Annotated in this window: 20 protein-coding genes and 2 tRNA genes; 6 read left to right on the forward strand and 16 right to left on the reverse strand. The window is 52.4% G+C overall.

Annotation, left to right across the window (positions count from 1 at the left end; translation table 11 throughout):
• Positions 1 to 47 precede the first annotated feature (47 nt).
• The 5 genes from JSS75_00285 to JSS75_00305 all read right to left on the reverse strand — a co-directional run bounded on the left by JSS75_00285 (position 48) and on the right by JSS75_00305 (position 6,853).
• Positions 48 to 554, reverse strand: a complete 507-nt coding sequence (locus tag JSS75_00285) for a DinB family protein (protein MBS1902127.1) — start codon at positions 552 to 554, stop codon at positions 48 to 50.
• A 147-nt stretch (positions 555 to 701) separates the two neighbouring features.
• Positions 702 to 3,917 (reverse strand): efflux RND transporter permease subunit, encoded by a 3,216-nt coding sequence (locus tag JSS75_00290; protein ID MBS1902128.1) that lies wholly within the window; start codon positions 3,915 to 3,917, stop codon positions 702 to 704.
• Between the two features lie 22 nt (positions 3,918 to 3,939).
• Entirely contained in the window at positions 3,940 to 4,950 is a 1,011-nt protein-coding gene (locus JSS75_00295; protein MBS1902129.1) for an efflux RND transporter periplasmic adaptor subunit, read from the reverse strand.
• Complete coding sequence (locus tag JSS75_00300; protein ID MBS1902130.1) at positions 4,937 to 6,211, reverse strand: TolC family protein; 1,275 nt, start codon at positions 6,209 to 6,211, stop codon at positions 4,937 to 4,939. The genes JSS75_00295 and JSS75_00300 overlap by 14 nt, the downstream gene beginning before the upstream one ends.
• Before the next feature lie 159 nt (positions 6,212 to 6,370).
• A complete protein-coding gene (locus JSS75_00305; protein MBS1902131.1) occupies positions 6,371 to 6,853 on the reverse strand; it encodes a hypothetical protein in 483 nt (160 codons plus the stop codon).
• Between the two features lie 251 nt (positions 6,854 to 7,104).
• On the opposite strand from JSS75_00305, the gene JSS75_00310 reads away from it, so the two are divergent.
• Together JSS75_00310 and JSS75_00315 are read left to right on the forward strand one after the other, a co-directional pair.
• Positions 7,105 to 7,191, forward strand: a tRNA-Ser gene (locus tag JSS75_00310).
• A gap of 125 nt (positions 7,192 to 7,316) precedes the next feature.
• On the forward strand, positions 7,317 to 7,754 hold the full coding sequence (locus JSS75_00315; protein ID MBS1902132.1) for a hypothetical protein: 438 nt from the start codon (positions 7,317 to 7,319) through the stop codon (positions 7,752 to 7,754).
• Between the two features lie 41 nt (positions 7,755 to 7,795).
• Here the strand turns inward: JSS75_00315 and JSS75_00320 are convergent, their stop codons facing one another.
• On the reverse strand, positions 7,796 to 9,325 hold the full coding sequence (locus JSS75_00320; GenBank protein MBS1902133.1) for a hypothetical protein: 1,530 nt from the start codon (positions 9,323 to 9,325) through the stop codon (positions 7,796 to 7,798).
• 654 nt (positions 9,326 to 9,979) lie between these two features.
• Between JSS75_00320 and JSS75_00325 the strand changes: the two genes are divergently transcribed.
• The 3 genes from JSS75_00325 to JSS75_00335 all read left to right on the forward strand — a co-directional run bounded on the left by JSS75_00325 (position 9,980) and on the right by JSS75_00335 (position 12,289).
• Positions 9,980 to 10,126, forward strand: a complete 147-nt coding sequence (locus JSS75_00325; protein ID MBS1902134.1) for a hypothetical protein — start codon at positions 9,980 to 9,982, stop codon at positions 10,124 to 10,126.
• A 32-nt stretch (positions 10,127 to 10,158) separates the two neighbouring features.
• A complete protein-coding gene (locus JSS75_00330) occupies positions 10,159 to 10,596 on the forward strand; it encodes a hypothetical protein (protein ID MBS1902135.1) in 438 nt (145 codons plus the stop codon).
• 367 nt (positions 10,597 to 10,963) lie between these two features.
• Positions 10,964 to 12,289, forward strand: coding sequence for an FAD-dependent oxidoreductase (locus JSS75_00335; protein ID MBS1902136.1), 1,326 nt, complete (start codon positions 10,964 to 10,966; stop codon positions 12,287 to 12,289).
• 6 nt (positions 12,290 to 12,295) lie between these two features.
• Here the strand turns inward: JSS75_00335 and JSS75_00340 are convergent, their stop codons facing one another.
• The 7 genes from JSS75_00340 to JSS75_00370 form a co-directional block, all read right to left on the reverse strand.
• Positions 12,296 to 12,475, reverse strand: coding sequence for a hypothetical protein (locus tag JSS75_00340; protein MBS1902137.1), 180 nt, complete (start codon positions 12,473 to 12,475; stop codon positions 12,296 to 12,298).
• Between the two features lie 24 nt (positions 12,476 to 12,499).
• Entirely contained in the window at positions 12,500 to 13,069 is a 570-nt protein-coding gene (locus tag JSS75_00345; GenBank protein ID MBS1902138.1) for a hypothetical protein, read from the reverse strand.
• A gap of 824 nt (positions 13,070 to 13,893) precedes the next feature.
• Positions 13,894 to 14,118: a type II toxin-antitoxin system HicA family toxin gene (locus tag JSS75_00350; GenBank protein MBS1902139.1), complete on the reverse strand. Its 225-nt coding sequence runs from the start codon at positions 14,116 to 14,118 to the stop codon at positions 13,894 to 13,896.
• A complete protein-coding gene (locus JSS75_00355; GenBank protein MBS1902140.1) occupies positions 14,118 to 14,504 on the reverse strand; it encodes a hypothetical protein in 387 nt (128 codons plus the stop codon). Before JSS75_00355 ends, JSS75_00350 begins: the two co-directional genes overlap by 1 nt.
• Positions 14,505 to 14,643: 139 nt before the next feature.
• Positions 14,644 to 15,912 (reverse strand): hypothetical protein, encoded by a 1,269-nt coding sequence (locus tag JSS75_00360; GenBank protein MBS1902141.1) that lies wholly within the window; start codon positions 15,910 to 15,912, stop codon positions 14,644 to 14,646.
• A gap of 37 nt (positions 15,913 to 15,949) precedes the next feature.
• Positions 15,950 to 19,018 carry an N-6 DNA methylase gene (locus JSS75_00365; GenBank protein ID MBS1902142.1) on the reverse strand — a complete coding sequence of 1,023 codons (3,069 nt, stop codon included), beginning with the start codon at positions 19,016 to 19,018 and terminating at the stop codon, positions 15,950 to 15,952.
• Between the two features lie 103 nt (positions 19,019 to 19,121).
• Positions 19,122 to 19,211: transfer RNA gene (locus JSS75_00370), tRNA-Ser, on the reverse strand.
• Between the two features lie 120 nt (positions 19,212 to 19,331).
• On the opposite strand from JSS75_00370, the gene lipB reads away from it, so the two are divergent.
• Entirely contained in the window at positions 19,332 to 20,009 is a 678-nt protein-coding gene (lipB, locus tag JSS75_00375; protein MBS1902143.1) for a lipoyl(octanoyl) transferase LipB, read from the forward strand.
• A 44-nt stretch (positions 20,010 to 20,053) separates the two neighbouring features.
• On the opposite strand, the gene paaJ is transcribed toward lipB, so the two are convergent.
• Genes paaJ through JSS75_00390 form a run of 3 tightly spaced genes read right to left on the reverse strand, consistent with a single transcriptional unit; the run spans position 20,054 to position 21,673 of the window.
• Entirely contained in the window at positions 20,054 to 20,530 is a 477-nt protein-coding gene (gene paaJ, locus JSS75_00380) for a phenylacetate-CoA oxygenase subunit PaaJ (GenBank protein ID MBS1902144.1), read from the reverse strand.
• A 7-nt stretch (positions 20,531 to 20,537) separates the two neighbouring features.
• Positions 20,538 to 21,296: a phenylacetate-CoA oxygenase subunit PaaC gene (paaC, locus tag JSS75_00385; GenBank protein MBS1902145.1), complete on the reverse strand. Its 759-nt coding sequence runs from the start codon at positions 21,294 to 21,296 to the stop codon at positions 20,538 to 20,540.
• A complete protein-coding gene (locus JSS75_00390; protein MBS1902146.1) occupies positions 21,293 to 21,673 on the reverse strand; it encodes a hypothetical protein in 381 nt (126 codons plus the stop codon). Before JSS75_00390 ends, paaC begins: the two co-directional genes overlap by 4 nt.
• Between the last annotated feature and the right edge of the window lie 13 nt (positions 21,674 to 21,686).

Here is a 21,686-nt window from a genome sequence, read left to right on the forward strand (position 1 = left end):
GCAGGGGTGATACCATCCCTGCCATTTTTTATAAACAGAGGTCCTTCTTAACCCTTTGCAGCCATCATTTCCTCGATGGTTTCAGCAGTCGCACCGTAGATGACAGGGTTGCGAACCCCCATCGAACGGTAGTAGGTTGAAAGCTGCCCACGGTGATGGAGCATATCGGAGTGGTGATGGTAGCACATATCGCGAAGCGATCGGGTATAGAGCTTGTTGCCCCAGACATAGAAATCCACCGGCTTTTCGTCCCAGGTTTTCTCATCAAGCTGTTCGATCATTGCCAGTAGACGTTTTGTCTGCGCCTCGATCGTTGCGGCGGCCTCCTCGTAGGTGGCGAACTCCGTTTCGTTTCGATGGTCGATTCGTCCTTCGTTGATGCCTTGGATGAGATCGTCGGGATGGCCGATCAGGTGCGCGACAATACGGCGAGCCGAACGGGCCTTGGCGTCGGGTGCATACGTATCGTTGTCCGCTGGGATCGAGCGAATGCAATTCAACAACGCGGGTAGTTCTTCGTTAGTCAGAGCAATGAAATAGTCTTTGGTATGCATGTGGGTTATAGAATAATTGATGTACGTCTTTTAAACAAGCAGATCGGAGAAACGGATGTTACTATTCGGTAACGATTCAAAAAAAAGAGGCGGAGGATTGCTCCTCCGCCTTTTCATCATCATCAGTATGAAAGGGAGCCAGGGAAACTAAACGTCATCGTCGTGTGGTGCACGCAGATGCCGCTTATGCTCCTCTTCCAACTCTTCGTCGTGGATCCTGGTCTCGAGTTCTTCAATATCGATCGCTTCGGCAACCGGATTCGTCTTTGCCCTCGACTCGATGAGGTAATAGAGTGAGGGGAGGACGACAAGTGTCAGGATCAACGCACTGGCAAGTCCGCCGACGATGACCGTGGCAAGCGGTCGTTGAACATCCGAGCCAATCCCGGTTGCGAGCGAGGCCGGAATCAACCCGAGCATCGCCACCAGCATCATCATCAGGATCGGTCGGAGCTCTTCTTCGGCACCTAACACAACCGCCTCGCGCAGCGATAAATGCCGGTCGAACCGCAAATAATTGAATCGGCTCACAAGTAATACGCCACTCATTACCGCCACGCCAAAGAGCGAGATGAACCCCACACCGCTCGATACCGAGAAGTTCATTCCGCGCAGTAACAGCGCAATGATACCACCGACAAGCGCCAGCGGGACATTCACCAGTACAATTAGCGCGTACTTCGCCGATCGGAATGTAAGAAACAGGAGTGCGAAGATAAGAAAGAGCGTGATCGGCAAGATCACCATTAAGTGATTTCGCGCTCGGGTCAGGTTCTCAAACTGTCCGCCCCAGTCGATATCGTATCCCTTTGGCAGATGAAGTACGGATGCTACTTTTTGCTGCGCTTCGGCGACAAAGGTCCCCTGATCGCGGCCTCGGATATTGGTGCGAACACCAACCTGACGGTGACCGTCTTCACGGGCGATGATGGTTGAGCCGTCTTTGATCTCGACATCAGCAACATCGGTCAGCGGGACGCGCAGACCGGTAGGCGAGGTGATTTCGAGACGGGAAATATCATCCACGGTCGAGCGGTCAGTCGCCTGGTAGCGCACGACGATATCGAAACGCCGTTCTCCTTCGTACAGTACCGAGACCGGTCGCCCCGCCACGGCAAGCTCGATCATGTCTTCGACATCCCGCACATTGATGCCATATCGTGCGGCCGAGGTGCGATTGATCTTGATAAAGAGTTGTGCTTGGTCGCCTTCTTCCTCGATACCGAAATCAGTTGCCCCTTTCACGTTTTGAATGACACCCAGAATGGTATCGGCGTAGTTGCGGAGTTTCGTGAGGTCGTTCCCATTGACAAGCACTGCAAGGTCTGCCGACGAGCCAGTGACCGCTTCCGTCACGTTATCGAGGATCGGCTGTGAAAAGCTGAACGTCGCGCCGGGGATCGATGCCTGCAGTTTTGTTTTAATCTCATCGATCAGCTTGTGCTTGTCCATACCCGACGGCCATGTGTCGTACTTCGTAAGTTCGACATGGGTTTCGATACGGTTCGGTCCGTATGGATCCGTACCATCATCGTTTCGGCCGAGTTGGGTGATCACAGCGCGGACTTCGGGATACGGACTGACTACCTGTCGGATGATCGGCGGATATTGCGAAGCCGTCTTAAGCGAAATACCGGCGGGCAATACCGTTCGAATGACGATTGCGCCTTCGTCGAGTTCGGGCAAGAACTCCGTGCCGAGTTTTGTACCGAGGAGCGTCGAGCCAACAACCACGATCACCGCCGCACCGACCACGAATACGCGCCGCTCGATCAGGAAGACCACTGTCTTCTGGTATGCCTTCTGGAGCCAATGGAACAGAGGATTGTGCCATTCCTTCACCTCTGATTTGCGGAAGAAATACGTCGCGAGCACCGGTACGACCGTCAACGCGAGGAGCAACGAGCCGGCGATCGCAAAGCCGAGCGTATAGGCCATCGGCGAAAAGAGTTTGCCTTCGACACGCTTAAGTGTAAATAACGGCAAGTAGGCAAGGATGATGATCACGACAGAGAAGAAGATCTGCTTATCGACATCCTGTGTTGCTTCGACGATTAGTCGCAACGACCCTTTCTCGGTTCGCTCCGCTTCGGGTGTATGGACGAGCCGTCGCATAATAGCCTCGATCATGATGACGGCGCCATCGACGATAATCCCAAAGTCGATCGCACCGAGCGACAACAGATTCGCCGGAATACCGGTGAAGCGCATCATGATAAATGCCCACAACAACGAGAGCGGGATCGTTACCGCTGCCAGCAATGCCGCACGAACATTACCGAGGAAGAATAGCAGCACGATCACCACGATCGTGACGCCTTCAATGAGTGTGTGGCTGACCGTATGCAGTGTGTTGTCGACGAGTTCGCTTCGATCGTACAACTCTACTAAATGCACGCCTTCGGGTAACGCGGCCTTTACTTCTTCGAGTTTGCCTTTAAGACTTTCGAGTACCTCGGACGGATTCTCACCTCGTCGCATCAGGACGATACCCTGCACGCCGTTATCGACGTCTCGATGTTCGGTATTATTGGTATATCCAAGGATACCCGATGGCGGCAGCGCTGTGATCTCGATCGTGCCGACATCTCGGACATAGACCGGTGTGCCGGTCGAAGCATTATTGAGCAAAACGATCAAGCCGATATCCTCGGCCGTCTGGATACGACCGATCCCTCGGATTGCAAGCCCTTGATTGCCGCGTTCGATAATGTTGCCGCCGGCGTTCGCGTTGTTCGCCTGAATCGCATTTTGGACGGCTGTCATGGTCAGGCCATACTTGCGTAGTTTGATCGGATCGACGATCACACTATATTGCTTGACCAGGCCGCCAAAGTTCGTGATATCGGCAATACCTTTCGCCTGTAACAGCTTCGGGACGACGACCCAGTCCTGCAAGGTTCGCAGATCCATCGGCGATTGTTCCGGTCCACCTTCAAGAGCATATCGATAAATCTCGCCAACAGGAGTCGAAAGCGGTGCGAGTTCGGGTGTAAGTCCGTCCGGGATATCGGCATCGCGTAACTTTTCGATCACCTGATTACGAGCGAAGTAATCGTCGGTGCCTTCGTCGAACGTCAGACGAACGATCGAGAGGCCGAAGATGGTACGCGAGCGCCTGTTTACCACCCGTGGCACGGCATTCAAGGCGCGTTCGATCGGAACCGTCACCTGTTCTTCGACCTCTGCAGCTGCTTTGCCCGGATACTTGGTAATGACGTCCACCTCGGTGTCGGCAACGTCAGGGTATGCTTCGATCTTGAGCGTCAGATACGCTCCGATCCCGCCTACGATGATCACCAATGCGAGCAGGAGCGTCAGCATCCGCTGACGCATCGCAAAATGTACGAGTTTTCGGATCATGGGAGTTTCCTTTCTATTTGGATCACGATCCGAAGCTCAATCCCTTGAGCAGAAACGAGCCTTTGGTCACAACGACATCGCCCGGAGTCAGGCCGGAGAGGACGATAAACCAGTCGCCGGTTTGCGTTCCGAGCGCAACTTCGCGTCGTTGGTATGTATGGTCGGCAGTGCGAACGAACACATACGATCTTCCTTGAACGGAGACGACACTTGTGCACGGCACGACAAACTTTCGTGCGACGTCCGTCCCGAACGAGGCCTTCGCGAACATTCCCGGGCGTAACGTATGCTTGGTATCCGAGAGATTGATCCGCACGTTGAATGTGCGGGTCGTCGGATCAAGCGCCTTTCCGATGTCGATCACCCTGCCGTGCAAGATCTCGCCTTTAAATGCATCGAATTCAATCTGTGCATCTTCTCCTTTCTGCACAGTCCATATTTCAGATTCCGGTACGTTCGCAAGAACGAGCGATGTGTTTGGTAGAAGATGCTGCAAGTCGCTCGGCGAGAGGCCGCTCTGGAGCATGCGCGATTGATACCCGGTGATTGCGACCTCGATGGCCCTCAGATCGCTCTCCGCCTGCATCAGTTCTTTGCCGGCAACAGCGTTATGGGCAAGCAAGTCCTTTAACCGCTCCACCTCACGTTTCGCATGTGCTTCGTCGTTGAGCGCCTTCGTATAGTCCGTGAAGAGCTGCGTCAGATCCTGGCTTTCAAAGACAGGAATGGCAATCGAACCGTCTTCGATGCTGGTGGTCGAAAAGACAATGCGGGCCGGGGTAGTGGTTGTGACGGAGACGTTGCGCTCCTGCGCGCTATCGAATGCGAGCAAATGCTGGAGCGTGTCCTTCTCTTCGAACCGGATCTCGCAGCCGCCATTGCTCACATGCGGTGCGGTCGCGAGTTTGAGCGCGACGGTATCGGTCGCAGGAGCTTGTTTTGACGATTCCCCGCTCGTGCAGGCAGACAGAACTACGAGTAGAATTATACTTGCCGCTATAGCCGGCATCTGACGGAGATTATTGAATGACATAGAACAGATCCTTTCCAGTGACATAGTCGAGATTGATGAGGCTCTTGGCGTATGCGGCCAAGGCATCGACATAGAGTTCGCGCAGCTCGTTCTCGGTGCGTGCGACATCGAGGAAATCGACGAGCGACGTCGATCCTCTTCGATATGCGTATTCGACGGACGATCGAACGAGTTTGGATTTTTCGAGAATGCTTGTGCCGAGTCGGCGGAGCGATTCTCGCTTGGCCTCGACATCGAGCATTGCGCCGCGGATATCGGCTCGAAGTTGGAGCAGTGCCGCTTCGGTTTGTGCCTTCGCTTCGGCGCTCATTGCTTCTGCACGCTGGATGTCGCCTTGGTGACGGTCGAAGATCGGCAGTGGGAATGAGATGCTAGCCCCCCAGAATGTGACTTCCTGCTGGCGCATTGCATCGAGCGATACACTCAGGTCGATCGACGCGAGCGATTTCGCAACGGCGATCTGGGCTTGTGCGGCTTGTTCGGCTGCGAGCAATACGCGAATGTCGCTTCTGGATTCGGCGGCGATCGATACGATCGAATCGATCGAGGGGAGAGGCCGTTCGATGAGCGACGCCACGCGTGAGATAGCAGTTGTATCCGGTTGTACCAGTACCGACGCTTCGGTCCCGCGTCTGCCCAGAAGTCCGAGCAGGGCAGTTGACGTCGTTCGATAGGATGTTTCGTTCGCAAGCACGTCGAGCGAGAACCGCTCGCGCTCGACCTCACTGCGGGTGAGGTCAACGGCCGGAATGTCCTGACCCCGAACGCGGGCACTATCGAGTACGACAAGCGAATCGAGGAGCACTAAGCTCTCGCGCATGACACCGGTCTTGACGTAGGCAGCCGTCAGGTCGATATATGCGTTCTTGACGGCGAATTGGGTTTGCCGTACTGCATCCTCGTACCGTCGTTCGGTAACGGATTTTGCTGCGCTTGCAGCACCAAGACGCGCGTCGCGCTTACCGCCAAGCTCGAAGGGAAGGATAAGTGAACCCCCGTACTGCTTCTGTTTCGGGCCGTAGCCGTCGCTCGGGAGCAGGTCGCCGTTGATCGACAGCGAAGGGTTTGGTCGCAGACCCGCGGTGACAATATCCGCATCGGCTGCGGCGCCCTCGAACGAGAGCGCATGCAGCGATGGGTTGTGTAGTACTGCTTCACGCAGCGCTTGTAAAATGGTAAGCTGTTCCGCCGCCGGTGTCTGAGCATCCATCGTACCCTTAAGCATCAGTAGGCACACGACGGACGGAACGAGCTTACGCACAATTGTTTGTCGAATCCAAAATCGTTCGTTCATACATCTGTTGTTTCGAAGAGGAGGGTGATCTCGAAGGGCGGCGCATCACCCGAGTACGGGAAATGCGAACGCGCCGGCTGCCATGCCAATCGAGGCATGGTAGTCAGAATATTTGATCGAACGGAATTAGATCAGGATCTGCTGGAACGTGATGATCCTGTCGAGAGATATGGTTGGCGTAAGAACTCGTTGCTCGGTCGGGGGATGAGAAACGTAGATCGTGGAGGCTATTTCGGCAGACGTGGATGCATCCTGAACGCCAGGGCTATCCTCGTCTTCGTACACGGAATTATGACTCGTAACGCCGTCGTCACCAACATGCAGTGCTGCCGCGTTGATGTGTAGCTGCCGATTAGTGCGGTGATGTTGAGCGAACACCGACTCGTGATGGGAGGGGCCGACATCGAAGAGCGAGTCGCTAATCGCTGAGTCGTCAACGAAGTTGATCTTCCCGAATAGCGACGCGTAAATGACGTCGAGATTGAGGGTGTCACAAACGAACAACGCGAGATACAGTCCGAAGAACGCATTCACCACGCCTCGACGGACACTCGTCGAACGTGTGTTGCCGGACGTGGAAACGATATCTCTAATTCGCTGTAGTGACATACGCTGAACACTAAGAAGACGCATCAGTGGTGAAAAAGTTTCAACTCCACACATTCGCGTCCGTTCTGAACTTCAATTTTGACACTACAGAATGTCGATTGACCTTCGCCGGAACATGGGTACCGATATGTTGCCAAGAACGATTGTCTGACAGGGGAGAATCGGTCGACGGTGCGGTCATGGGAACCACAGTAATATGCTTTTGCGTAGTACTGCACTCTTTACGCGTATGTGTAAATAGTAGCACCGACGGAAGGGTGCAAGAGTGGTTTAATTGGCACGCCTGGAAAGCGTGTGTGCGTGAAAGCGTACCGAGGGTTCGAATCCCTCCCCTTCCGCTAAGATTATGCAAAAGATTCCCTAATTCCCCTCTCTTTTGTATCTTGCATTTCCCTTGTTGTGTGTGTATATTTACAGGCAATCTATTACAAAGTATTGCCGCCTAGTGATGAACTATCGTACCATGAATACTACTGTCACCGCATCTTCCGTTCTCGGAAGGTCGCTTGCGCTTCTTTGCATCTGTGGATTATTTTCCTGTTCGCAGCCGTCGTCCGGTCCGAACGAGGTTTCGGTCGTGCCAACCTTCCAGAAGGACGGGGCCATGAGGGCTCAGTCCGATGATAAGAAGAAGGACAAAAAACTCTCGATCAGGAATAAATCAAAGCATGATGTTACCGTCGACGTCACCTTCGACAGCGGGGATGCAGATTCATTCTCCTGCAATAGCGGGACAAACACCGACTATCAAGTGGGAGGGACCGCATCGGCGCTGAGCCTCAATAGTACCTCGATTTCATCCAATACCGCCACAACCATCACGCTCAGTGACGGCTCACAAATCACTGTGACGTGGGATGGGAATGTTATTGTTGTTGTAGACACTCTTGAGATGAACTAAATTCTCTATTGAAGTAGTACGCGGTCCTTCGTAGAGGAAGTTTAGATTTTCCCTTCTTTATGCTTTTGGGTGAGCATACTTACCGTCGTTTGCCATAACCATTCAAACGGTAGTATCTGAAGACCGTCCTGGGCTTCTACGGCGTCAGACGTCCGTTGGCTCATTCGCTCAAAATAGGGGAGTGCCTTACGACGCGTAATCTCCGGATCGAACGAATTACCTTCCATAATTTGGAGCATCTTAAAGAAAAGGGCACTACGTCTATTAGAATTGACCTGGAGGTATCGATTTCTATAGGTACGCAGTGCATCCATTCGTCCGATAATCGAGCCAAAATCATTCTGCTCGAGCAGTAACATAATGTGAAGAATCAGAATTGCGATGTTGTACCCCCGTTTGTCGCGTTTGAACGTCGGGACTGTCCGTAGGAAACGCTCGGGATCGATCCTGCGGCGATCCTGTCTACGGGACTGTATGCCGCTTTGACGCAATGCGAACTCAAGGTAGAGATCAAAAATCTGCCACTTCTCTTTTGCTTCGTTGCTGAGGAATTGGAATCGCGGATGGTTCATCGTCCGAGTTAACACGTCCTCAGCTTCTGAAAAGTGCAGGGTGTGGATCTCAAGCAAAAACCAGTATTCCATCAACACGAACCAGTTCGCTCCACCTTCCGGGAATAGCTCGATGCATCGATCGACAGTCTTCCTTCCTTCAGTGTAGGATCGAAGGTAGAGGTAGCAGCCAAGTTTCTGGATCTGAAACTCACCAAATAAGATCTTGTATGCAATATGGCTATTCTTCGCAAGATAATTGTCAGCTTCGTCACAGATCTTCACAGCGTCGATGTAGAGCTGGCCGATCTGAAGAAACGCAATTTTCAGTCGGTAGTAATAGAGTAAGAAACTAAACGAATGGTAGGCTTCCGGTACCGCTTCGAGCTGTTGAATATAGGACAGACAGATATCTTTGAGATCTGGTTGCTCAGCCACCGATCTTGTGAAGCGAATCGTTAGTCGTTCATAGAATTCCTGGGCCAGCAGTTCTGCCTGAAACGTACCTTGTAACTCGTTTAGGAGGTTCGTATATCGATCATACTGCGTATAGGAACCACTGAAGCGGCTGTAATTGCGCAATACGGTGGCTGCTTGGATCGCATTTATGGTGAAATTGTACTTGAGCGCCTGCTTAAGCGTGCTTTCGGCGAGTTTGATTGCACTGCTTCTCGCACCGAATTGCGTGAGGGTGTTCATCCAGAATATCGCTTTTCCATTATGGTAGCGGGCGACCAACTGCTCGGAAAAGTCCTTTTCCCGGATATCAAGGAAGAAGAGCAGATTCATCATCTTCTTCTTGAGTCGATTTTTGAGGGTTGTATACTTGGTGTCTATTTGAGCCGAGCCATAGACATATTGGGCGGCCTCAAGATCAGAACCTATTTTTCCGTCCTTAAGACCAATATATAGTTTGGAAACATAGTCCGTCTCGTCTGCGGAAGCATCAGAATCAATTAAATCTGGATTCTTTTCCCGAAACCGAGTGACAATTTGAGCGATTTCGCGTAGATACTGCATTCGTGTTATTGTCTGTTAAATGATTGTTTTACATAGCTTTAAGCTATAAATACAGTTTATTCGGAAGGATGGTCGAACATCAAATCCTGCGAAAATCAAGAGAAAAAACTATTTTGATCGTGTGATAATTTCAAATTTTTTGATTTCTTTTAATTCCGGTCGCAAGCTATTTTTGTATAGTGATTCACGAACAAGATACAGAACGCTTGATTCTTGAGTCTGAGGCTTTCTGGGGGATCATTGAATTTTGAAGTTTGACCGAGTTTTAAGTTTGCAACGGCACCTAGAGACGACCAAGCCGATAGCGGCGGTCGAGAGTGAGTGAAAAATAGAGAATAGGAAGCATCTGCCAGGGCTCGCAGAACTTTTTGCGCCCCGCAAATGTGATTTTTTGCACTCAAGCGTGCAAAAAGATCGATAGTTCATTGAAAATCGAGCGATTGTCAAGTGATTGTCATCTAATTACTTGTGGGTGTGTGAAACAAAAAATCACCACCTCTAACCACTTGTTGGCACTGAAATTAACTTAATTTCGCCATGTCTTTCGAGTGATAAATAGGGGTGAACTGTTCGCAATAAGTGGGTTTGCACAGTGTAATTTTGTATCACGATAGTCAAACAAGTAGTTTTTCAATCACAAAACGACTGACGACAATGGTACAAGCAATCGTACTCGCGGCTCAAATTACGTTTCAGGTGCTTTTTGGAGCGACCACCACATCGGTCACTTCTACCGGCACAACAGTCGGACCGACGCAGACGGGTGCGATCGTTGTGGTTGATACACTTGAGATGAACTAATTCTCAATTCTCACACCTGCCCCACAATGACGATGAAGACCATCTTTACCACCATGAACCGTTTCGCAAAGTTCACATCGGTTGCAATTCTTTTTGCTGCTCTTGCAGTATTTACTTCTTCATGTGCACCGTCAACGGACTCGGAAGCTCCGACGTCGATTGGTGTTCAGAAGAACGCTGTGACATCGACAACAGCTACATACACAGAGACGGTTAACAACAAGAGCTCTGAGTTTGTAAACTTCACGTTGAATTTAGCCGATAATTCGCAGTTCTTTTACGGTTCGGCTCCGTATACCAACGTTGGTGTGATTACTCCGGCCTCGGTGGTGGGCGTCATGGCAAATGGGAAGAATATCCCGATTAATACGCCGACAGTGGTAACCATGAGTGATGGCAAGAATGTCACAGTGACGTGGGATCCCACGACCAATGCGATCGTAGTCGTCGACACGCTCGAGATGAACTAAGTGATTCATTGAAAATTGATTGTTTGATTTTGGGTTCTCTCAACTACAAGTACTATCCATCCAGTGATTAGTAGCTTGTATCCCGTGGCAGGGGCATTCTTTCGGGAATGCCCATTTTTTTTTTCTGTAGTTTTGTACTGCTATGCCACCTAAACCGGCACGTACACCCCTCCTGAGAGCGATCCAGCGAATCGCCTCGCAAGTCCTTGAAAAGCAGCAACAGTCTCAAGATACTGGTGGACATATTGTCAGCCGGCGCGCTTTTTTGGCAGGATCTGCGGCCCTAACAGCCGGTCTGCTCGTCGGTGACCAAGTAATACTTGGTGCCGGAAAATCCAACCCTCGAATAGTTATTATTGGGGCGGGAATGGCAGGTCTTAATGTCGCCTGGACGTTGAAAAAGGCTGGGGTCGCCTCTACACTTTATGAGGCCTCTGGAAGGGCCGGGGGACGGATGATGTCCGTTAGTAATGCCCTCATTCCGGGAGTACGGACGGAATTTGGCGGGGAATTCATCGACACCAACCATCGAGATATACACTCGCTTGCTAGTGAATTTAGCTTAAAATTGCTCGATCGGCGGAATTCGGCGATAAACGAATTAATTCGGCAAGCCTATTTTATAGACGGAAAAGTATATTCGGAAGAAGATGTCGCCGAGGCACTCAGACCATTGCTGCCGACGCTGCAATCCCATGCATCGGTCCTGACATCTGTCCCTACCTTCGAAGCACCCGGTGCTGCCGAAATACTGGACAAGACCCCACTTTCCCGCTATCTGGCCGAACTCCGTTTGCCTAATTGGCTCTGGAAGCTTCTCGAAGCTGCGTTCGTCACGGAGTATGGGCTTGAATTGGGGAAACAGTCGGCCCTCAATTTGCTGATCACCATCCCCACCGTCAATGACGACGGGTCGGTATCGATGTTCGGCGACAGCGACGAACGCTATAAGATTGCCGGGGGCAATGCAAGACTCCCAGAAGCAATTGCATCGCGATTGAATTCCCAGATCCGCTATTCAAGTGTTCTGAAGTCCGTCAGTATGAAGGCGGGTCGGTATCAACTTGAATTCGTTACCTCCGGCGCCAGTCAAACGACCGAGGCCGACATCGTCGTCCTCGCGATCCCGTTTAGCGTCCTTCGAGGCGTGACGCTTGACCTGGACCTCCCGGATTGGAAAACCCGTGCGATCCGCGAGCTCCCATACGGGACGAACACGAAAGTTATGATGGGCTTTTCGCGTCGCATCTGGCGCGAAAAGGGGTTCGTCGGCGAAGTCTTTAGCGACGAGCAATTTCAGCTTGCCTGGGACAATACCGAACTCGAGCATTCACCGGCTGGGGCCTTAACGATCTATACCGGCGGTGATGCAGGCGTTGAGGCGACGAAGATAAAGCTGCAGGTCCAAGTCGAGTCATATCTCGAATTGTTAGAGAAAATATTCCCCGGCATTTCAAACACTCGAAATTCAAAACAGGCGCGGATGAATTGGATCGACAATCCATTTTCAAAGGGGAGCTACGCCTCCTACGGCCCCGGACACTGGACGTCCATTCGCGGGGCGGAATTCAAGCCGATCGGCAATCTGCATTTTGCAGGTGAACACTGCAGCCTCGATTTTCAAGGCTTTATGAATGGCGCCGCCGAAACCGGTCGGCGCGCTGCCGAGAATATTCTCGCTTCCCTGAAGTAACCCCAACTACGGCGTCTTTTTCGACGAGCGGTTTACGTTGCGGATCAACATGCTCACGCCCCAAAGGATGAGCATTGCAGGGAAGATCACGTCCCAGAGCGGGAGGTCGACGCCGAATACATTACGAAGCAGGATCGTGCCGCCTACGACGACGAGTAATATTCCCCAAAACAGACTACCGGACATAGATACAATCTCCTTTCTCTCGAGTTAGAACGTGGTGGTTGACGAAGTATCCGGGTAGATCTTCAGATCACCGAAGACCACATCGCATCGAAGATCGACGAACGGCTCGCCCTCGCGGTAGCCGGGCGATGTGTAGCGGCGCTCGCCGAAGGTCACGAGGTTGCCGTCCGGCAGACGCCCGCTGCCGAAGGCAGACGATATTTTAATCTTCATCGGAGTGTTCGGGTTTACCGTCAACGTCGCGCTGGCAAAGACCGCATCGACATCGACACGCGTACCCGGCTTCGCATTGCGCAGGTCGTACTCCGTCTTGCCGAAGACCACGCTGTGCTTGCTGCCTCCGTTGACCGTCGTCTGCGTATGATTGAACAGCACCGTATTATCGTCATCGGCCGGCGATCCCTTCGACCCAATGAGCAGGCTCACACCCCACGAGATGATAATCACCGGGATGATCACCCCCATTACAGGAATATCGAGCTTGAAGACATTCTTCAGGATCATGAGAATGCCGGCGAGGATCAGTATCCCGGCCCAATAGGTCTCGCGAAAGAGGAAATTCATGATGATGTTGGTTTTTGCAAAGATACGCATACCCCGCCAAGATTGTAACAGCCCCGAACCCGCATTTCGCCCAATGTCCCATTTTCTTACTCCCCACCGCAGTAGGACGGACTCTCAGTCCGTCCATCTTCCCACACACCACAGTAGGACGGACTCTTAGTCCGTCCACCCTTCCCACACACCCAGTAGGACGGACTCTCAGTCCGTCCATCTCTCCCACACCACCCACCTTGATCCTCGCCCCACACCCATAGGTGCCCATCAACCCAGTCACCCCCCAGCTAACTAATTGATTTCCCGACATATCACACAGCACACACCACCCAACCACCTCAAATTCCGGCTTCCTGCGACAACCACGATCCCGCCGCGCCAACGCACCCCCACCATAGGTGCCCATCAACCCGGTCACCCCCCAGCTAACTAATTGATTTATCGACATATCACACAGCACACACACCAACCCGCCAGAAACAGAAACGTCCGCCGAAGCGGACGTTTCTCTGACGATCTGTCTCCCGAGCGGGGGCGCATTATTCATACCACAAATATACGGAAACATGTCCTTTTTAGCAACAGGCTAAGTGATTATTTTAGAAATTTAACAAAAGAAGCACCTACCAATCAGCCTCCCTCTCCTTGAAATGAGCTTGTCCTGAGCTTGCCGAAGGAAGAGGGCCGGGGTGAGGTCAGCCCAGTAGGACGGACTCTCAGTCCGTCCATCCTACCGACGACACACAATTCCCATGAGAAAGAGGTTGCGATGATCACAGTTCACATGCCTCCCAGCGGACGAAACGAATTCGGCAATTCAGGGCAGAACCTTGATGCCCCATGGAAGGGGCTTGTCAACCCTATGCAAAGAAATCATCTTTATTCAAGCCCATCAGACGCAATAAGTTCTTTACCACGAACTCAGGGACGGGATCGATGTGGCTGGAAAATGTGAGGGGCCGGGTAAGGTCGCTTCTGGTCCAATGCTCATGCCCGCCCGTTGTTCGCGTGCACTTGCAACCCTGCTTTTTCAGGAATGCTCTGAGTTCGTCGGGAGAAATGTTCTTGAGTTTCCGCGTTGACATCAAGCATACTGCGGGATTCTTATTGGTTGGCGAATGACCGTATGCGGGACCGACTCAATGATCTGTTGAAAGTGCGGATTCCTCTCCTGAAGCGTTTCGAATGACGGCGGAAATGCTGTCTTCTTCGTCTTGCCGCTAATGCTCCACCCAAGTCTGGCAAGTTCTTCGAAGATCGTCTTCTTTGCCATAGTATAGCGAACAAACTCTTCGAGTGCGATCTTGAATGATTCTAACGCCTCGGACTCCGTCTTGCCATAACCGGACATGTCCATCGCAGCAGAATAGACAATATACGTCCCGTCCTCCTGGAAGCTGATGAGGTTCAGATTCGTCTCGACCGCAACACCCTGTTCCTTGAACTGCGCGTTTACCCTGTAGTTGCTCATTGAGCCCTTCGATAGAGATTGCTTACTGATAACAAGGTGATTTTTGGAATTGTGCCGACAGCACACCCAAGGCCCACCGAGGCGCTGTACTTGCAGCCCAGGGTTTAGGCCGCAGGCCTAAACCCTGGGTCAAGTTAGATCAGAAGGGGATGATGTCTTTGATCCGGTCCAAAGGAAATTCCTTTCCAAAATACAGATAGTAGCTTGGGGAAAGCAGCGAATTCCCGTAGACCTCTCCCCCTAGCTTCAGGCCATACTTCAATTCCATCACGCGGAACCTGACCTGGTAGAACCACGACTTCGGGTCGAAGTTGATGCTGTAGTTGTTGAGGCTTCCGTCGAAGTCGGTAGACTCGATATAGTCGGTGCCGCTTTGCCAACAGTAACCGGTTACTGCTGTGATCTTGCAAGCGACATCGGCAGTCGATAGATCCAAGAGCAGACCGACCCCAAGCTCGATCTGCGAAAACCGTGAAGTATATCTGTTTTCAAGCTGGCGTTTGCGCCCAACGATCGTGTCCTTCCCGAATACGTCAATGCTGTCGAGGAGGACGAAGTTGGCAGTCGAGCTGGAGGTATACGTGCGGTAGCCGAGATGTGGAAACGTTAAGTACACACCTTTAGCGAGCCCCTCGAGCAGGTTCAACGCTATGTTGTTCTCGGAAGATGTTGAGCTACGCGAGACTGTGCTGGGAAGGGCGTACCAAACATCGGAGTTTGCACCTGAAGTAGTATCGAAATGACGTACGTTCACGAAGTATGAATCCCGAAGCAGGTCCCTCTGGAGTGAGTCAGCTGACTTGGTTTGGACTTTTCCCGCCGTAGAGACCACCCAACCATCGACTCCCATGGACGTGCTAACTCCGAGAATAGGCAATGCAACGTCTTTCCAGACGATCGGCATATAGAATGTGCCTTCAACGTAGGGAGAGGACACAGAAACGCTCTTGTTCGCAAAATCGAGTGCGCCTCCCACCGTAATAGCTCCGATCGACGCACGATACTCCGACTCCTTTAGATCGGCATTCTTGTCCACAAGTTCGACGAGCTCCTGGTCGATTGCTTTGCCCGAATTATCTCGAAGAACGAGCATGAACTTGGTGTTCAATTTTGCCTTGCCTTTGATCGTGAGCGGCAGCGAGTACTCCATCGCTCCGTTCGCTTTGGCGATGACCACCGATGCAGGAGGTGAGAACGCAAAGTCCACGTCGGGTTTTGCATCCACCGGAAGTGCCGCTATATTCAGAGTATCATCCGTACTTTGGCTCGAAGGCGCAACGAACCGGATCATGATGGTCCGGTCTGTGTCTGCGACAGCGACCGGTAGTGTTCGTTGTTGGAAGTGGATACCCTGTGCTTTCACCGAGCCCGCCGCCGCAAGGAGAATCATCAGATAGATGTGTTTCATAGTAAGTGATGTGATTGTTGATGACAAAACGAAAAAACTACTCCATCCTCAACCCCGCGATCTCCTTCACCGCTTTCACCGTTTCGAGGCTGACCGTGATGACTTGTTTGATGAGGCGTAGGATATAGCCCTCGTCATCCTCGCGGTTCGGGTCGTTGGTGATGCCGCTGCGTTTGTCGGTCGAGACTTGGTATTGGTCGATCACCCACTCGAGCGCGCTGCGGTTACCGAGTTTGTAGTCGAACACTTCCGGCGGGATGCCGCGCAGCGTCAGGTCGGCGTTGTAGATGAGCGACGCTTTGTCTTTCGTCAGCTTCATCTTCTCCACCCGCAGGTTCAGGACCGAACCCTTGCGCCACTCTTCTTCGAGGTCGAACTCCTTCGCAGACTCGTAGTTCACGTGCAGATCGGCAAGATGCTTGCCAAGCTCCGAGATCCGGAAAAAGTCCGGCGAGATCGGCACGCGCGGTAACTCCCGGCGCAAGTTCGCCGCATACTTCGTCCGATACTCAGGATGATGCAGAATGCCGTAGATGTAATAGAAGATGTCCCACTTCGTGACCTCCTTCTTGGTCTTCAGCTTTGTTTTGAATTGCTCAAGCGCCCAATCGGTGATGTTCTCTTTTCTGTTGGTGCCATCTTCGTTGTAGGTGTAAAACGCGAAGCACTGGCTATTTGGAGTTAGCTGTACATCCGGCAAGATGTTTGTCGCGAGCGCCGAGAAAGGCGAACTCATTCCAATGCCGTGCAGACTTATCACAAGATTTTCCTTCTCCGATTCCGGGGTAGGCAATATCCGTGTAAACTGGTAGGTTCGCTCTATTAATGCCTTCTCAAAGTAGACGAATTGACGTTCAAAGGGCCTCTGTAGTACCACCCGGACATTTTCATCATCAACAATCAGCTGCTTACCTTTGCGCAATTTGTTCTTAAGGCCCTCGCTCCACGCAATCTTCCTGTCATCATAGTCAGTTGTGGGATCAAGTTCTAGCCGCTTTCCAGCATTAGCGAGCTTGATCAAGTGACGATTGAACTCATCGGTGAGCGTTGTAACATTCTTGAGTAATGCGCCTTCGTCGAAATTATATATCCATTGATCCCGATTTGTCTTTATTCCACTCGAGTAAATCTTGAAGATGGTACCACTACCACCAGCCGCCTTGCCTTCCTTAGTCCCCATCGCTAGGAGGCTGTCAAACCCTTCAATCATTCCGGCTGTCAACCAATTCCCTTTAGCACTTGGCTCCAAACGTTGCCAATCAATGCCCGTGACGTCAACTGCAGTGCTCAGAGCAGAATACTTTTCGCTCTTGCGAGCGAATTCATCAGTCCTCGAGTAATAAATTGACGCTGTTGTGCCCTTCTTATGAGACTTCCGCCGGACAAGGATATTTATGCTAACGCCTACCTGGATCCCAAATACGTTATGCGTTGTGCCCGACAGTTTAGGGTTCTTGCGGACATTCCCTCCGAGGTTGAAAATAAATATCTCATCAAACTCTTCAGATAGCTGCTTCCGCATGCCATCGAAAGCGACATCTTCAAGAAAGCTAGAATTTGAAACGAAAGAGATGACGCCCTCTCCATTAGCTATAACTCTGTCGCTCGCAAAGCGAAATGCCTTTACATATGGATCAGAAAGTGCAATCTTGTTCGTTGCCCGACTTTCCTTTGAGTAAGATTCTGATACACGCTTGTCAATAACCGGATACTTACGATTCTTATTGTTATCGTTCTCATTCACTTGGCCTGCATTGTATGGTGGATTGCCAACAATGACAAAGATTGGTGATTGCTTCTGGCGTTTGACGCGCTCCGTATTTTCTGTAGAGAACAGGGCTCCCTGGTCCGGCTCCGCAAGCTCGAACGTATCCACCAGACAGATCCCTTCGAACGCCTCATACTTCCCGACCTCGGAGTAGTACTCGTGCTCGATGTTCATGCTTGCGATGTAATAGGGCAGGAGCATGACCTCGTTGCAGTGGAGTTCGTTCTTGTATTTATGAGGTAATGCGGTGCGCTTGATCTCGCGCATGATGCGCATGATGAAGTTGCCGGTCCCGACGAAGGGGTCGAGGATATGGACGTTCTTATCCGAGAGCGAGCGGTCGAACTCGGTCTTGAGGATATGCTCGACCGAGCGCACCATAAAATCGACGATGGGCTGCGGCGTATAGACGATGCCGTGCGTATCCGCGACCTTCACCGCGAAGCCCTGGAAGAACTTCTCATAGACGGTGTTCAGGAAGTGCTGCTTCTGGCTCCAGTCGGTGATGGATTTCGCGCGATTTTCGAGCGCGACATAGAAATGATCGAGCGGCGCGAAGAACTGATGGCGGTTGAAGCTCTGCGAAGTGAGGGCGTCGATGACGGTCTCTATCTCGGCGGCGATGACGTTGCGGCGCAGGAACTCGGCGTTATCGAACACCGACGAGAATATGCGCGACGTGAGCAAGTGCTGGACCAGCATTTCCTCAATCGCAGGATCGGCAAGGTTCGGGTTGATCGAAGCACGGCAGAGCTCGGCGAAGGTCTTGAATGCCTCTTTGAAGCGAGTATTTGTTTTCTTCTCCTCCTCGATCATCGAGATAAGCTTCTCGGCTGATTCCGGGATGCGCTGTTTGAACTGCGCGACGAGTTCTTCCCAATCGGCCTGTTCGTCGGCCTTGTAGCCGAAGAACGTTTCGAGGCATGCGACGAGGCGTTCGGGCTGGGTCAGGTCGTAGGTATCGACGAGGATGCCGTCCTGGTACAGTACAGCAAGATCAGGTTGCTGAAACAGAATGTTACTCTTGGGGTAGCCCTTTTCAAACTTCGCTTTGATCTCCTTTTTCAGATCATCTTGCGTGTCCTTTGCTTCCCAGAAACCCATGGGGGTCGTCATGGCATCAGTCAACGCACCGTCAACCGAACCCTTGTTCTTATTCGCGAGTGTGATCGTATATTCTTCGGTGAGCGTCCATTTCAGCTTCTTGGCGTAAAAGGAGAGCAGGTCGGCGAATGCCCCGCGTACAGAGGTCTCTTTGGTTACGCCGTTCTTCGAGTAGATCGCGAGCGCAGCGTAGTAATTCTTAATGGGCTTATGGGACGGCTTGATGTCGAGCATAATGGGTACAAATATAAGTTACGGCGGGAGAATGCTTATCAATATACGGGGTAGAGGGCGTAGCGATCAGGCCGGGAGTTCGGCTACGGAGGGAAAACGAGAGCGGAGAGGGAGGGATTCGAACCCTCGATAGCGCTTTACACACTATGACGGTTTAGCAAACCGTTGCCTTCAGCCACTCGGCCACCTCTCCTGCGCTATCAGTTGTTGAAGCGAAGAGTAAACCTCGCTTTTCTTGGAGTCGTTCCGAAATCCGTGGCTGGCGTCGGGTCGCCCAACTCATCCGCGCCCGGCGCTGTTGAGTGGGCTACGTATGGCTACGCGAACCGTTGAATTGCGCACACTTGGGCCAACCCCGTATCGGCAGGTGTGGGACGTGCAGCACCGAATCTTCGACTCTCTCTTGGATGGGTCCGGGAATGATACGCTTATCCTGTGCGAACACAAGCCGGTCTTCACGCTCGGCCGCGTGACCGATGTGACGAACGTCCTCTTTAGCGATGCCGAACTTGCGAAGATCGGCGCGGAGAAGTTCGAGATAGAACGCGGTGGCGACGTGACATTCCATGGCCCCGGGCAGATCGTTGGATACCCGTTGTTGAATTTGGCGCACTTCAAAGAAGATCTTGGCTGGTATCTGCGCTCGCTTGAAGAAGTGATTATTCGCACGCTAGCAACCTACGGCATCGAAGCATTTCGTGTTGAAGGACGTACCGGAGTGTGGGTAGGGAAGCCGCCGTTCGAAGAGAAGATATGCGCCATCGGTATCAAGGCATCGAGGTGGTGCACGATGCACGGGTTTGCGTTCAACGTGAATACCGATCTTCGGTACTTCGACTATATCGTTCCGTGCGGGATCAGTGATCGGAACGTGACGAGCATGAAGAAGTTGTTGGGGAGAGACGTTGATATTGCCGAGGTCCGCGACCGACTCAGCCGCGCATTTGAAGAGGTGTTTGACGTAAGACTTGTCACTACGTCAGATGAGTGACCTGCCCAGATTCCTCCCTTCGGTCGGAATGACAGGAGTGTGCATCACAATGGTTTGAAGCGTTCGAAGCCTTGCTTACAGTTGTTGCAGAAATGAATGCTGCGACAGAGCGTGGAGCCGAACATCGAGTTCATCACCGTATCGGTGCTGCCGCAATGAGGACAGGTGGCGTGTTCGATCTGGTCCATGTCCAGCACCCCTTCGATCTGCACCGGCGCTCCGAGTCCGAATGCGGTGAGCAGCTCGCGTCCGCGGTCGGTGATCCGGTCGCTCGACCATGAATGCTCGGTATCAAGCTCGACTTCGACATTCCCAAATCCCGATCGCTCAAGCTGCTCCTTGATATTCGCGGAGATGACGGACGTTGCCGGACACGAGACGAATGTCGGAAGTAGGCGCACGCGAACGCCCGCGTCGGTCTCGACAACCCCCGTGATCATCCCGAGATCCACGACGGAGAGCGTCGGGATCTCGGGATCCATCACATGGCGCAATGCGTCGATGACATGGGCTTCGTTCATCGTTGTCTTACCACACGGCTGTGGGTTCTTCGCTCCGGTAGACTTCGGTCATTTCCTCGAGCATCGGCGCGAGGTACTCGGTATGATATCCCTTACGACCGCCATACTCCGCTTCGATCTTCGAAAGGTCAGGCATCGTGAGGCCGGCCTTCTCGATGATCGGCGTGATTGCGGCAAGCCACTCTTGCTGCAATGCGTTCTCACCGATGAATACTCCGGATTCGATCAGCTCGTTCTCAAACTCGCCCGGCTCGAACATTCCAAGGGCGAACCGCATGCACTCGTTGAGTGCCGATTGCATACGGGCATGGCTTTCCTCAGTACCGTTGCCAAGCTTCGTCACCCAGAGATCTCCGTGGAGCGTGTGATACTTCAGTTCGCCTTTGATCTTCTTGGCCAGCGCTGCAAGCGGTGCGAAGCTCGAGCCCTGGAGCGAAGTGAAGCGGCACTGCTCGGCGTGATCGAAGAGGAAATCGCGCATGAGCGAGAAATCGTATTCTCCGATCGGCAGCTCGACGAAATGGCAGCACTTGTACTGCATTTCATCTCGCCCGAACGCGATGCGGTCCGGATCCGGCTCGGCGAATTCTTTTTCCAGCAACGTATAGAGCGCGAGCGCATGCCCGATCTGATCCTGCGCGAGCGAGCTGAACGCAATATCCTCTTCGAGGATCGGTCCGAGGCCGGTCCATTCGCTATTGCGGTGGCCGAGCACAAGGGCGTCGTCGCCCATCTTATAGAGTAGTTCTTTGATCGCTTCGCTCATGAGTGTGCCTCCTCGAGATCGTGCAGGTACTTATTGATGCGCTTGCGCACGGGATAGCCCGATGCTTCGCGGTAGTTCTTCTCCGGGACCGTCGCGAACATATCCTCATCCTCGTGACGGAACGTATAAATATCGGTCGAGCGGACGACCCACATGTTCACGGTCTTCTTGCGGCGGCCGTACTGCTCCTTCGCGAACACGAGGGCAAGTTCGGGGTCCGGCGCATGAACAATCCCGACGAAGACGTGCGCGTCGCCGCGCTTGTCCTGATGAAAGACGGCGAATGTTTCCCAGTTCTCGTTTTCACCGACTTGGTTGAAGCCGCTGGCCGAATCAAGATCGGAGCGGCGAATGCGTGGGTCAAGACTGTTTTGCATTTTCGTGGCTCCT

It is taken from the genome of Bacteroidota bacterium, assembly GCA_018266755.1.
Classification (GTDB): domain Bacteria; phylum Bacteroidota; class Ignavibacteria; order Palsa-1295; family Palsa-1295; genus JAFDZW01.

Excerpts from the sequence above, each read along its gene's own strand:
- JSS75_00345 (MBS1902138.1), bottom strand. The coding sequence starts at position 13,069 with ATGCGTATCTTTGCAAAAACCAACATCATCATGAATTTCCTCTTTCGC.
- JSS75_00315 (MBS1902132.1), top strand. The coding sequence starts at position 7,317 with ATGAATACTACTGTCACCGCATCTTCCGTTCTCGGAAGGTCGCTTGCG.
- JSS75_00340 (MBS1902137.1), bottom strand. The coding sequence starts at position 12,475 with ATGTCCGGTAGTCTGTTTTGGGGAATATTACTCGTCGTCGTAGGCGGC.
- paaC (MBS1902145.1), bottom strand. The coding sequence starts at position 21,296 with ATGAGCGAAGCGATCAAAGAACTACTCTATAAGATGGGCGACGACGCC.
- lipB (MBS1902143.1), top strand. The coding sequence starts at position 19,332 with ATGGCTACGCGAACCGTTGAATTGCGCACACTTGGGCCAACCCCGTAT.
- JSS75_00290 (MBS1902128.1), bottom strand. The coding sequence starts at position 3,917 with ATGATCCGAAAACTCGTACATTTTGCGATGCGTCAGCGGATGCTGACG.
- JSS75_00360 (MBS1902141.1), bottom strand. The coding sequence starts at position 15,912 with ATGAAACACATCTATCTGATGATTCTCCTTGCGGCGGCGGGCTCGGTG.
- JSS75_00305 (MBS1902131.1), bottom strand. The coding sequence starts at position 6,853 with ATGTCACTACAGCGAATTAGAGATATCGTTTCCACGTCCGGCAACACA.
- JSS75_00295 (MBS1902129.1), bottom strand. The coding sequence starts at position 4,950 with ATGTCATTCAATAATCTCCGTCAGATGCCGGCTATAGCGGCAAGTATA.
- JSS75_00285 (MBS1902127.1), bottom strand. The coding sequence starts at position 554 with ATGCATACCAAAGACTATTTCATTGCTCTGACTAACGAAGAACTACCC.
- JSS75_00320 (MBS1902133.1), bottom strand. The coding sequence starts at position 9,325 with ATGCAGTATCTACGCGAAATCGCTCAAATTGTCACTCGGTTTCGGGAA.
- JSS75_00350 (MBS1902139.1), bottom strand. The coding sequence starts at position 14,118 with ATGTCAACGCGGAAACTCAAGAACATTTCTCCCGACGAACTCAGAGCA.
- JSS75_00355 (MBS1902140.1), bottom strand. The coding sequence starts at position 14,504 with ATGAGCAACTACAGGGTAAACGCGCAGTTCAAGGAACAGGGTGTTGCG.
- JSS75_00330 (MBS1902135.1), top strand. The coding sequence starts at position 10,159 with ATGAAGACCATCTTTACCACCATGAACCGTTTCGCAAAGTTCACATCG.
- paaJ (MBS1902144.1), bottom strand. The coding sequence starts at position 20,530 with ATGAACGAAGCCCATGTCATCGACGCATTGCGCCATGTGATGGATCCC.
- JSS75_00390 (MBS1902146.1), bottom strand. The coding sequence starts at position 21,673 with ATGCAAAACAGTCTTGACCCACGCATTCGCCGCTCCGATCTTGATTCG.
- JSS75_00325 (MBS1902134.1), top strand. The coding sequence starts at position 9,980 with ATGGTACAAGCAATCGTACTCGCGGCTCAAATTACGTTTCAGGTGCTT.
- JSS75_00335 (MBS1902136.1), top strand. The coding sequence starts at position 10,964 with ATGGCAGGTCTTAATGTCGCCTGGACGTTGAAAAAGGCTGGGGTCGCC.
- JSS75_00365 (MBS1902142.1), bottom strand. The coding sequence starts at position 19,018 with ATGCTCGACATCAAGCCGTCCCATAAGCCCATTAAGAATTACTACGCT.